This window comes from Butyrivibrio sp. AD3002 (assembly GCF_000420905.1).
Taxonomy (GTDB): domain Bacteria; phylum Bacillota; class Clostridia; order Lachnospirales; family Lachnospiraceae; genus Butyrivibrio.
Genome location: NZ_ATVV01000002.1, coordinates 54,787 through 66,939, shown reverse-complemented (window position 1 = coordinate 66,939; position 12,153 = coordinate 54,787). Strand labels below are relative to the sequence as shown.

Here is a 12,153-nt window from a genome sequence, read left to right as displayed (position 1 = left end):
GCTGACATGAAAAGGTACAATTTTAAAAGGCTGTTTTTCATAATGACCGCGAATGTGCTGGCAATGTTCTCCATTGTCTTTGCAAACAATTTTCCTGTAAGTGCAGCTTCTACGGTGATCACGCAGACGATGTATTCTACCGACAGCGTGACCATGCACTGGGTCAAGGTTCCGGGAGCAAAGGAGTACTATCCGGCGATTGCTGAGAGTAAAAGTGAAGCTGAGGAGGCAGCAAAAAAGCATGGAGTGGTTCTTGGAGATACTGAAATCAGCTATACTTTTAACAGTCTGAAACCCGGAACAATTTATTATGTTGCGTTAAGGTGTCTGTATACGGATTCCAAGGGGGATAAGGAAGAAACCGTAGGCACGGCGATAATGAAAACTATTCCCGGGAAGGTGACGGGGCTCACCCAGGCAAAGTGGTATTCGAACAAGAAGATCGTATATGTCACCTGGGATAAGCAGACGGCTGCGACTTTCAAATATGTTTTCATGGACAGGTTCGGAAGGCGCATAAGAGAGGGAGTTTCCTTTAAGAATTCTTTCAGCAGAAGGATCGATAACAACAAGTGCTATTCGTTCAAGGTAAGGTCCGTGACCCTTGTGGGAGGAAAGACCTACGAGAGTGAATGGTCCGACAGGATATATCTCTTTGCACAGCCCATGATAAAGTCATATAATTATGGGAATGATTTTGCTGTCAAAATTGCGGGCGGATCACTTAATATCAAATGGGACCGCGTGAAATATGCCAATGAAGGTTATAATATCTATGTGTCGAAGAATCGAGACAAGGGATATACCCTGGTTGGGCATGCATCAAAAAAGAAGAGTCAGAAAACCATAAAAAGATTCAAGGGCAGCAGATTTAAGAAATCAGGTACGTATTATATTTATGTTGAGGGGCTGAGACAGGGACCGACGGCCCTCAGCTCAACGGGAATAGGCTATGTGTGGGAATATAAAAACGGAAAAGTAAGACAGACCTATTACCACGGAAGTTACCAGTGATCTTTTGATGAATCGGCGGCAGTAATTATTTAGAAATCGGGGAGTGAAAATGTACGAAATCGGAAGCGAGTTCAATTTAGAAAAAACTACAGAGCGAAAGGATTTGACCTTTGAACTTTCAGAAGTTGCCGAAAAGGCGGGACGCTATATAGAGTTTCTGCGATGCGGAAGGGATGCTATCGGCTTTGTGGCAGACGATATTATCGCCCGTTTTCAGGATGATGGCATAAATCCCAGGGAAGAAGGAGCGCTTACGGCGTTTTTGCCGGCACTTGCATGCGATTCGATGGTACTTCCTTTTGAAGTGCGCGGATTTAAGCTTGTGTATTACAAGGTTAAGGAAGATCTCAGTATAGATGCAGAGGACCTTTTTTCTAAGTTTGAAAAGGAAAAGGGCGTAGGCTCTTTTAAGCCGGTTATTCTTATAATGAATTATTTCGGAGTATCAGATACTGCGGATATTGCAAAGAGCATCAGAGAGAGATGCAGTGATGCTGTGATAATTGAGGACGTCACGCATATTCTGTTTGATGATAAAGCCTATTTAACAAAGAATGCTATCCCGGATTATCAGGTGGGAAGCATACGCAAATGGCTTGGAGTTCCGGACGGAGCCTTTGCGGTTAGTAAAAGTGAATTTCTGATGGGGGCTCTTACCGGAGAGACAGATTTTACCGCGCTCAGGCTTGAGGCTCTCACTGAGAAGAGTGAATATCTTGAAAAAGGAGATCCGGAGCTTAAGGTGCATTTCAGAAAGCTTCTCTCGGACGCTGAGGACAGCCTTAGTGACGGACTTGATCCCTATCATATGTCGGATGTGAGCGCAGAACTTTTGAGCGATTTTGATACCTGCAAAATGAGCGACAGAAGAAGGGCCAATTATAGGAATCTGTATAAATTGTTGTCGGAGCTGCCTCTTTGTGGGAAAGCATTCAGTCTTCTTCCGGAGATTCCGGAGGTTTATGAGGGAGAGTATAAATACACTCCGTTTATGCTTCCCATTGTGCTTGATATTGATTTTATGAGAAGGAGTGCTATCACGGAAGCGGGCAAGAATATTACCCGCGATGGTTTTGAGAGAATGCTTGCGGAAAAAGGTGTCTATGCGCCGGTACTTTGGCCGATCCTTCCGGATGCGGCAAAAGCTTGCGAAACCTCGGCTCATTTTTCGGATAACATGCTCGCTTTCTGGATAGATCAGCGTTATAACCGTTTTGATATGGAGCAGATAGCGGCGGTACTTGGGGAGGAGCTCTCCAGGTTATGAGACTTAGCGTAATTGTGCCCGTTTACAATATGGCGGGAGAGGATAAATTGAAACACTGTCTGGATTCACTTGTGGGGCAGACCCTGCCTGACGGGGAGATTGAGATAATTGCGGTTGACGACTGCTCGACGGATAATTCCTTTGAGCTGATGCAGGATTATGAGAAGCGCTATCCCGGAAGATTTGTGGCAATTCACAGTCCGGTCAACCATCACCAGGGCGGAGCCAAGAACATAGGACTTGGAATTGCCAAGGGTGAGTGGCTTGGCTTTATCGATGCGGATGACTGGGTGGTTCCGGATTATTATGAGAGGCTTCTTAAGAAAGCGGATGAAACCGGCGCAGACATGGTGGGCTGCGACTACAGCCTTGTGGATTGTTATACCTTCACTCCCGGTCAGATTGTTCACAACAATAATGCAGAGCAGACAGGCGTGATGGATGAGGAGAAGTATAAGAAGCTCCTTCTGGACACCGGAAGTCTGGTGGTGAAGATTTACAAAAGAAATATTGTTATGGGAGATACAAAGCCGGTTTCCGTTACCGAGAACGGAAGTACGCTGACAAAGGCCTACGTCTTTCCCGAGGATATTTTCTACGAGGATAATGCTGTCAGCAATACATGGATGCTTCGCGTAAAGCATTTCGAATATATTGAGGAGCCGCTCTATTTCTATTTTCAGCATGACGCCTCAACTGTTCATACAGTCTCTAAGAAAAATCTTGAGGACAGGATGACAGCCGGAAGACAGATACTTGCTGAGGCTAAGGAGAACGGATATCTTGAGAAGTACAAACCCGAGATAGAATTTATGTACACAGTGCTGTTTTATGTGAACACACTGTTTTCAGCCATGCCGAAGGAACAGCACATCGAGGGGTGTTATGACTTTACTAAGAAGATGGGGCTAGAGATGAAGGAGGCTTTTCCTGGTTTTCAGAATAACCCCTATTATCTGGAGAGAATCCACGCAGAGGAAAAGAAGCTGATCGGCATGCAGATGAAGTCGCATCTGCTGTTTTATGCTTATTACAGGCTGTTGTGGTTTTACAGGAATTTGAGAAAGAAGAGATAAAAATTGCACGAGAGAATATATGTATGCCACACTTTTTATCATGTGTATGTGGCATGCCTTAAGGAATTTCATATATTACATCAGTTTTCGGGAGCTATAATCGGAGCTTCCAAAGCCGGCGCGGGAAGCGAGATGGCGGGACGCGCCACGCTTGTGCTCTCCAAGATGAGCAACAAGTTTGGAAGCATGGTGGACAGAGCCAGAGACTGCGGACTTTTTGAAGAGGTCATCGAGTACGACGAAAAAGTTGATACATTTTTCCCTGAGCTTGCACCGCTTCGCACTAATACCGGAAGCCTTCCGAAGAACATGATAAACAGAATAAAATTCTGTAAGAGATTTGCGCAGCTGCAGGAGAAGTATGTCCCTGTGGATTTCACAAAGTACAAGGACATCTATGTGTTCTGCGACTCCGATCCGATCGGCTATTATCTCAACTACAAGAGGATCAGATATCATGCCCTTGAGGACGGACTTAACTGCATAAAATACGGTGATCAGGCGCGCTACGACAACAACGGACATTTTAAGTTCAAGGCGTGGCTTGCTTCAACCGGACTCATCTTCATTCAAAACGGATGGGGCAGATACTGCATAGACATGGAGGTCAACGATATCTCTATTCTCGACTACCCCTGTCCTAAATACATTGAAGTTCCGCGCGAGCCGCTGGTTCAGGAACTCACACAGTCCGATAAGGACCTTATGCTTAAGCTCTTTGTTGAAAATATGGATGAGCTCAAAAAGCAGCTTGAGGAAGGCGCGGACAAGCCGAGGGTATTGATATTATCGGAGCCTCTCTGCGACCTGGAAACAAGAGAAAGACTCTTTAAAGACCTGGTCAGAGATTACGGCACCGTTAACGGCAAGGATGCCATAGTGATGATTAAGCAACATCCCCGCGACTATCTTGACTACAAGACAAAGTTCCCGGAGGTAATCCTCCTTGCAGGCACCTTCCCGATGGAGATGTTAAACTTTATCGATGGCTTGAAATTTGATAAACTAGTATCTGTTTATACAGTTGTGGATTCTATTAAATTCGTCGACGAAAAACTTTTCCTCGGCGATGATTTCATGGACAAATACGAAGCCCCTGAGATCCACCGACTAAACGAACAGATAATTGATGACTAAATAGGAGAAACATGAAAAAGATTTATAACAAGATGATGGTCTTATTGGATGGCCGTCAGAAAAAGCAGATGGTGCTCATTGTACTGATGATGCTTTTGGGCGGTATTCTTGAGACACTTGGAATTGCAATGCTGATACCGGCTATGCAGACGATTTTAGAGAAGGATAATTTACCGGAACACAAAAATCTTTATGCTGCTTACAATTTCCTTGGATGTAGCAGCGTAGAGCAGTTTGCGATATTGATATTCCTGTCCATTATATTGATATTTATAGTTAAGAATATAGTGCTTTTTATCATAAATGTTATACAGCTTCGGTTTGTATATACAAATCAGTTTGCTACTTCAAGGCGAATGATGATCAACTTCATGCAAAGACCCTATGAGTATTATTTAAATGCTGATACATCAATAATTCAGAGAAATATAACCTCTGATGTTAACAATATGTATGGTCTTATTTTGAGTTGTCTTCAGCTTATTTCTGAAGTAATAGTGTTTACATGTCTTGTTATCATGTTGCTTATTAAGGATTTCAAGTTGACACTGTTTATTTCAGTATTACTTGTTACGGTTCTTTTGGTTATCAAATATATTATCAAGCCAATCATGGTTAAGGCCGGTCAGGATAACCAGGACTACTACAGCGGACTATTTAAGTGGATTGAAGAGTCTGTTATGGGAATCAAGGAAATAAAGATTGCCAACAAAGAGAATTATTTCATAAACGGCTATGCAGATTGTGGTGCCGGTTATGTGAATGCAGTTCAGAAGTACAATCTTTATAATTCAACGCCAAGACTTCTTATAGAGACTATCGGAATAGCCGGAATGATCGGATATATGCTGGTTATGATTGCGTACGGTAAGGATCTTAATGACATGGTGGGAACAATCACCGTTGTTGGTGCAGCTGCGGCAAGACTCCTTCCCAGTGCAAACAGAATCAACAACTACCTCACTTCGATAGCTTATTTTGAGCCGTTTTTCATGAACGTAAGTGATAACCTCCAGGAGGAGATCAACGACGGTTCTGTTTCTTATAAAGCTGAGGATTACAGGGTGATGAAGCAGGTTGAAAAGCTTCCTGTTCATAAGAGTATAGAGCTTAAAAACATTACCTACCACTATCCGAATTCCGAGGCTTATGTCCTGAAAAATGCAGACATGAGCATTCCGGTTGGAAAGTCAATCGGTATTGTCGGAACCTCAGGTGCCGGTAAGACAACAATCGTTGATATCATGCTGGGATTATTAAAAATCGAGACCGGTGAGATTTTGGCTGATGGCGTTGAGATAAGAGAACATTATCCGGAGTGGCTTAAGAATATAGGTTACATTCCGCAGACAATTTTCATGCTGGATTCAACCATAAGGAAAAATGTTGCCTTTGGTATTCCGGATGAGGATATAGATGATAACAAGGTCTGGGCAGCTCTTAAGGAGGCTCAGCTTGATGAATATGTCAGAGGCCTTCCCGACGGACTTGATACCACTATCGGTGAGAGAGGTATCAGGCTTTCCGGCGGACAGAGACAGCGTATCGGTATCGCAAGAGCGCTCTTTGAGGATCCCGAGGTTCTGGTTCTCGATGAGGCGACCAGTGCGCTTGATAATGAGACCGAGGCAGCGATTATGGATTCCATAAACAGATTGCACGGAAAAAAGACACTTGTAATAATTGCGCACAGACTTCAGACCATCGAGAAGTGCGACATGGTATACAGGGTTGACAGCCAGAAGGTAACACAACAGAGGTGAGGGTATGCTTACACTGAGCGCAGTCAGAGAAAAAATATTCAGACTTAAAAAATATCAGGAACCGCTCGAAAAGTGGGTTTTTCCTATAATTCTGCTTCTGTACCCTCTTATCGGAGTGGCGCAGGGGGTTGATATAACCGACACAACCTACAGCCTTGGGAATTACGAGTATACGGGAAACCTTGATCCCATGTGGATCATTGCGACATACATTCCCAATATGGTGGGCAGATTATTTATGGCGCTTCCCGGCGGAAAAACTATGCTGGGGATGAACATTTACTGCTCCTTTGTGATCAGTGCGACTGCAATCGTGGCGTATTATCTGCTTCAGCGATGGATGCCCGGCTGGATGATGTTCATCGGTGAAATAATCGCCATAAATCTTTGCTGGTGTCCCAGAGTAATTCTTTATAATTATCTGACATATTTTTGCTTCACCACAGGCACGCTTCTTTTGATGCATGCCATGACCGATTATCAGGTCACAAAATGGAAATTTGTATTGGCCGGTTTCTTCTTTGGAATCTCCGTGATGGTGAGATTTCCCAATATTGTCGAAGCGGCAATGATACTTATATTGTGGTACTACGAGGGTATCCATAAAAATAGCTTCAAGGAAATTATGAGAAAAACCGGACTTTGCATTGCGGGATATTTGATAGGTTTTATCATTCCTTTTATTGCAATCAGTATTACCTACGGATTTGGAGCTTATCCCGAAATGATTTCCTCGCTGTTTTCAATGTCCGCCGAAGCAACGGATTATTCGGCAGGAGGAATGGCAGGAGCAATCTTAGCGGCATGGTATACAAGCTTTAAGCATATGGTAATCATGATACCCTGCATGATCGTGGGCTCAATCATGTTTTTTATGAAGCCCGGAAGATTTTACTGGATTAAGAGAATATTATATATTGCCGGCATTTTTATGCTGCTCTATTACTACTATCAGGAGAGCGTATTTACCAGGAGTTATTTTTACTATGACTCGATGTTTGAACCGGCGATGATGTTCCTGATATGCGGCATCTGCTTCTTTGCTCTCGGTGTTACCAGGGTCCTTCGCGGACAGGCATCGGAGAGAAGCCTTTGCCTTGCGTGCCTTTTGATTATGATAATTACACCACTTGGAAGCAATAACTATACCTACCCGCTTCTTAACAATCTCTTCATTGTTGCGCCATTTATCATGTGGATGTTCAGAAGAGTGAGACAGGCAGCAGGTGCAAAGGAACTGCACTTTACCTGGAAGGCTATGTATATGGCGATTCTTGTTCTGATATTTTTCCAGAGCACGATCTTTCATTATAAATACAGCTTTGTGGATGGGACTGACGGAACGGAGAGATCCGCTCTTATTGGAACGCAGGAGCTTCCCAAGGCAGCGGGTATGTACACGACACCTGAAAATGCTGACAGCCTTGCGGAGCTAAGTAGTCTATTAAGCAAAGAGGGGCTTAGGGATAAAAAGCTTTTACAGTTCGGAAATGCCCCGGGGCTTTCGTATCTCCTTGACATGGAACCGGCTATTTTCAGTACATGGCCAAATCTTGATTCGAATACGATACAAAAATTTGAAGACGCTATTTCCGGGTTTGAGACGGGCGATAGTACGGAGCTTCCTGTAGTTATCGTGAACCCGAATTTTGAGGGAGAAGTCACGGCAGACAAAAAATACACTATGTTATTGGACTTCCTTGAAACCCTGAAGTATAATAAAATCTTTGAAAGTGACCGCTTTGAAGTTTATGCGGCGAGGTGAGTGAAAGTGGAGACAGATTTCTCCGCGAAGATGCTTTTTAAAACGGAGGAATTATGAACAATTTATTGCAACAGATAATGAAGTTTGGACTTGTCGGAGTATTCTGCTTTTTTGTGGATTACTTTCTGTATCTCGGAGCCAACTTTGTATTTACTAAGACAGGTATCGCATCGGTTTTCCCGTATTATTATCTTGTTTCGGGACTTATCGGCTTTACGGTGTCGGTGGTTGTGAACTATATTCTGAGCTTTAAATTTGTTTTTGTCCGCAGAGACGATATGAGTAGGAAAAAGGAGTTTACAATTTTCCTTATCCTCAGCATTATCGGTATGGGACTTAATGAGCTCTGCCTTTACGTAGGTGTTGACCTTATCTACATGCACTGGAAATGGCTCCAGAGCATCATGAGCGAAAGTTTTGCGAAGAACCTGTTCTTCAAGTTCGGAGCTACAGGCATAGTAATGGTATATAACTTTATCACACGAAAGATTTTTCTTGAACAAAAGGACAATTGATTCAGACAACTTTGAAACTGATCGGTGAGAGATTATGAGAATTAATTTTAATGTACCTCCCTATACCGGGAAGGAGATGGAATACATAAAAGAATGTGTGGAAAACCAGAAGATTTGCGGAGACGGTGAGTACACCAAAAAGGATAACGAGTGGTTTGAGAAGAAGACAGGTGTAAACAAGTGCCTTTTGACCACTTCATGTACCCACGCTACTGAGATGTCTGCGATTCTTGCGGGCATTAAGGAGGGGGATGAGGTGATAATGCCCTCCTACACCTTTGTTTCCACAGCAAACGCATTCGTGCTTAGAGGAGCAAAGGTGGTATTCGTCGACATCAGACCGGATACGATGAATATTGATGAAAATCTGATTGAGGCAGCGATAACACCTAAGACCAGGGCAATTGTTCCTGTTCATTATGCGGGTGTTGGCTGTGAGATGGACACCATTATGGACATCGCAAAGCGTCATAACCTTTTTGTTATTGAGGATGCGGCGCAGGGCGTTATGGCAACATATAAGGGAAGAGCCCTTGGCGCGATAGGTGATTTTGGAAATTACAGCTTCCATGAGACCAAGAATTACAGTATGGGAGAGGGCGGAGCGCTTCTTCTTCGCGATGAGACTTTTGTAAACGATGCGATCATCATAAGGGAGAAGGGAACCAACAGAACACTTTACCAGCTTGGAAAGGTTGATAAATATACCTGGCTTCAGCCCGGTTCATCCTATCTTCCGAGTGATATGAATGCGGCATATCTCTATGCACAGCTTCAGATGGCAGATGAGATAAATGATGCGAGAATGGATCACTATAACAGATACATGGAGGCTTTTGCCGATCTCTCGGATGCCGGTAAAATAGAGCTTCCTTATGTTCCGGAGGAATGTAAGCACAACGCGCACATGTTCTATATAAAGTGCAAGGATTTCGAGGAGAGAGAGGGACTTATAAAGTACCTTAAGTCCAACGATATCCTTCCTGCTTCACATTATGTGCCGCTTCATACATCCACGGCCGGCCTTAAGTACAGCAGATTCCATGGCGAAGATAAGTATACGACCAAGGAAAGCTTAAGACTCCTTAGACTGCCGATGTACTATAGTCTTACAAACGAAGATCTTGATGAAGTAGTAATGCGAGTAAAAGAGTATTACAAAGCTATATAATTGCAATGTAGAAAATTAGTGACATGGAAAATAAAAAGAGCTTCCCATCAGCCAATTCTATAATTACAGGTCTCATAACAATTGCTTTTGCAGTTGTTATGGGACTTTTGTACTCTTACTGGTTTGACTTAAACGATGATGTCCTGATGAAGGATATTCTCGCGGGAGTTTTCACGGGTACACCTGAGGGACACAATATCCAGATGCTCTATCCGATAAGCTTCCTGATAAGCCTTGTTTACAAGGTGTTCGGGAAAATTGACTGCTACGGGATATATCTTTTGTTTTGCCAATATGTGAGCTTGTTTGTGCTTGTCAGATCCTTCGCGGGAGTTATTTCGGATATCCTTGTAGACAAGGTCGGACATAAGGCGCCGAAGATAGCGGCGACAGCGATGCGCATAATATGCATTTTAGTGGTTATGGCCGTTTTCCTTACTGTTGTAGGAGGACATTTTGTTATTGTTCAGTACACCTTTGTGGTAGCAATGATGTGCAGTGCGGCAGCAGTTTTATTCTTTGAGAGGAAGGATATAGCGGCGACAGGTTTTATCATACTGGCATTTCTTACAAGGTCAGAGATGTCACTTTTGATGCTTCCTTTTGTGCTTCTTGTGATTTTTTACAGATTTGAGGATGATGGATTTTTTAGGGAAAATGGTTTAAAGAAAAATGCTCTGCCTGTGATAGCAATTGCAGCGGGGATGATAATATGTGAACTCCTTCATTTTGCGGGATATTCCACTAAAGATTGGAGAGAGTTTAATTCTTTTTTTGACAGTAGAACCGAGGTGTACGATTTTTATCAGATACCTTCTTATGATGAGAACAAGGATTTCTATGACAGCATCGGCCTTAAGGAAAGTGAGTATGAGCTTTTGGTCAATTACAATTTCGGCCTGGATGATGCCATAGATGCGGAAAAGATGGCGGAAATTGCCGCCTATGGGAAAAAGCTATATAATGAGAAATCTGTTTTCTACAGACTGGCAGGATGTATTTCACCATATTTGTACAGACTAAGAAGTGTGGCAAAACCGGCGGGTTTTGAATATCCTATGACAGATTCTCCCTGGAATATAGTGACGTGGATCATGTATCTTGTCACCTATGTCATGCTGCTTTTATACGAGAGCAAAAGGCATAAAAAGACCGTGAGCAGGCTACTTTTCGCAGCCTGGAGACCTGCGCTGTTATTTGCCGGAAGAACCCTGATATGGCTTTATATTCTGGTCAGAGGCAGGGATCCGATAAGGATAACTCATTCACTATATCTCATAGAAATTACAGTACTTGTGGTGCTTGTGGAAGAAATGCTAAGGAGAGTCGTGACAGGACCTATCCGCGAAAGGGACAGTGAGAGCGATATGCCAAGGCTCTATGTGACCGAGGTTCTTCATATTTTTGCGGGCTTCTGTCTTGTGGCATTTGCTTCAATGTGTTTCAGGTTTATGGGACCGTCTCTGGCCGTAACCGAGGCGGAGTGTGAGGGTAGAGCAGAATATAACAAAGCCTACGAAGAGCTTTATGATTACTGCGGTATGCACAGTGATAACTTTTATTTTATGGATGTCTATACTTCGGTTGCCTACGAGGATACCGGGTATACCTATTCTCAGAAGATGTTTGGAGAAAGCAATGCTGTCAGCAATGTTACGCTGATGGGAGGCTGGGCATCCAAGAGCCCCATTGAGAAGGAAAAGCTTCGTGCCTTTGGGCTTAGCGAGAACATGGGGAATGCGATTTTTGATGATAAAGCTCTTGTGATAACGGATAAGGATACGGACCTTGAGTGGATGAAGGAATACTACGCCGATGCAGGTAGGACGATCAGTGCTGAGAAGGTTGATGAAGTCGCCGGGGAGTTTATAATTTGGAAAGTGAACTAAGAGTATGAAGGTAATAGAAGGTGACAAGGTTTATCTGCGGGAGATAACCTATGACGATACGCCCATGGTTGTGAAGTGGAGAAACAATCCGAGGGTTAGAAACAATTTTATATACAGAGAAGTTTTTACTGATGAGATTCACAACAACTGGATGAAGACCAAGGTGGAGACCGGAGAAGTGGTACAGCTTATCATTTGTCCAAAGGATGCTGCGGATGGTGGCAGAGGCGTTGGAGATAATGAAGATAACCCGGTGGGAAGCGTATATTTAAGAGACATAGATATGAAGGAGAAAACCGCTGAGTACGGGATTTTCATCGGCGAGGATGATGCTACAGGTCATGGGTATGGTAATGAAGCGGCAGAGCTCATGTGCAGGTATGCAGCATCAAAGCTTGGTCTGAAGAGGCTTATACTTAGGGTTTTTGCGGATAATATCTCTGCACTTAAGAGCTATGAACATGCAGGCTTTGTGAAGACAGAGGATCTGCCGAAGGTGCTGTGCTCCGATGGAGAGACCGGGGACATGATACTGATGGAAAAGATACTGTGAAAT

Annotated in this window: 10 protein-coding genes; all 10 read left to right on the top strand. The window is 43.5% G+C overall.

Annotated features, from left to right (window positions below; all coding sequences use genetic code 11):
• The first annotated feature begins 6 nt into the window (after window positions 1-6).
• Genes G596_RS0102705 through G596_RS20620 form a run of 10 tightly spaced genes read left to right on the top strand, consistent with a single transcriptional unit; the run spans window position 7 to window position 12,150 of the window.
• Window positions 7-1,014, top strand: a complete 1,008-nt coding sequence (locus G596_RS0102705) for a hypothetical protein (RefSeq protein WP_022760296.1) — start codon at window positions 7-9, stop codon at window positions 1,012-1,014.
• Window positions 1,015-1,063: 49 nt separating this feature from the next.
• Complete coding sequence (locus G596_RS0102700) at window positions 1,064-2,281, top strand: hypothetical protein (protein WP_022760295.1); 1,218 nt, start codon at window positions 1,064-1,066, stop codon at window positions 2,279-2,281.
• The gene (locus G596_RS0102695) at window positions 2,278-3,357 is read left to right on the top strand and encodes a glycosyltransferase family 2 protein (protein ID WP_022760294.1); all 1,080 of its coding nucleotides are present in this window, start codon (window positions 2,278-2,280) and stop codon (window positions 3,355-3,357) included. The genes G596_RS0102700 and G596_RS0102695 overlap by 4 nt, the downstream gene beginning before the upstream one ends.
• 3 nt (window positions 3,358-3,360) lie before the next feature.
• Window positions 3,361-4,494: a glycosyltransferase family 52 gene (locus G596_RS0102690; RefSeq protein WP_022760293.1), complete on the top strand. Its 1,134-nt coding sequence runs from the start codon at window positions 3,361-3,363 to the stop codon at window positions 4,492-4,494.
• Window positions 4,495-4,505: 11 nt separating this feature from the next.
• Complete coding sequence (locus tag G596_RS0102685) at window positions 4,506-6,257, top strand: ABC transporter ATP-binding protein (protein WP_022760292.1); 1,752 nt, start codon at window positions 4,506-4,508, stop codon at window positions 6,255-6,257.
• Between the two features lie 4 nt (window positions 6,258-6,261).
• Window positions 6,262-8,022 carry a hypothetical protein gene (locus G596_RS0102680; protein ID WP_022760291.1) on the top strand — a complete coding sequence of 587 codons (1,761 nt, stop codon included), beginning with the start codon at window positions 6,262-6,264 and terminating at the stop codon, window positions 8,020-8,022.
• Between the two features lie 53 nt (window positions 8,023-8,075).
• Entirely contained in the window at window positions 8,076-8,537 is a 462-nt protein-coding gene (locus tag G596_RS0102675) for a GtrA family protein (protein ID WP_022760290.1), read from the top strand.
• Window positions 8,538-8,571: 34 nt separating this feature from the next.
• On the top strand, window positions 8,572-9,708 hold the full coding sequence (rffA, locus tag G596_RS0102670; RefSeq protein WP_022760289.1) for a dTDP-4-amino-4,6-dideoxygalactose transaminase: 1,137 nt from the start codon (window positions 8,572-8,574) through the stop codon (window positions 9,706-9,708).
• Window positions 9,709-9,731: 23 nt separating this feature from the next.
• Complete coding sequence (locus G596_RS0102665; protein WP_022760288.1) at window positions 9,732-11,597, top strand: hypothetical protein; 1,866 nt, start codon at window positions 9,732-9,734, stop codon at window positions 11,595-11,597.
• A gap of 4 nt (window positions 11,598-11,601) precedes the next feature.
• Entirely contained in the window at window positions 11,602-12,150 is a 549-nt protein-coding gene (locus G596_RS20620) for a GNAT family N-acetyltransferase (RefSeq protein ID WP_022760287.1), read from the top strand.
• Window positions 12,151-12,153 lie beyond the last annotated feature (3 nt).

Coding starts and splice junctions, on each gene's coding strand:
- G596_RS20620 (WP_022760287.1), top strand. CDS start 11,602: ATGAAGGTAATAGAAGGTGACAAGGTTTATCTGCGGGAGATAACCTAT.
- G596_RS0102680 (WP_022760291.1), top strand. CDS start 6,262: ATGCTTACACTGAGCGCAGTCAGAGAAAAAATATTCAGACTTAAAAAA.
- rffA (WP_022760289.1), top strand. CDS start 8,572: ATGAGAATTAATTTTAATGTACCTCCCTATACCGGGAAGGAGATGGAA.
- G596_RS0102695 (WP_022760294.1), top strand. CDS start 2,278: ATGAGACTTAGCGTAATTGTGCCCGTTTACAATATGGCGGGAGAGGAT.
- G596_RS0102685 (WP_022760292.1), top strand. CDS start 4,506: ATGAAAAAGATTTATAACAAGATGATGGTCTTATTGGATGGCCGTCAG.
- G596_RS0102675 (WP_022760290.1), top strand. CDS start 8,076: ATGAACAATTTATTGCAACAGATAATGAAGTTTGGACTTGTCGGAGTA.
- G596_RS0102665 (WP_022760288.1), top strand. CDS start 9,732: ATGGAAAATAAAAAGAGCTTCCCATCAGCCAATTCTATAATTACAGGT.
- G596_RS0102705 (WP_022760296.1), top strand. CDS start 7: ATGAAAAGGTACAATTTTAAAAGGCTGTTTTTCATAATGACCGCGAAT.
- G596_RS0102700 (WP_022760295.1), top strand. CDS start 1,064: ATGTACGAAATCGGAAGCGAGTTCAATTTAGAAAAAACTACAGAGCGA.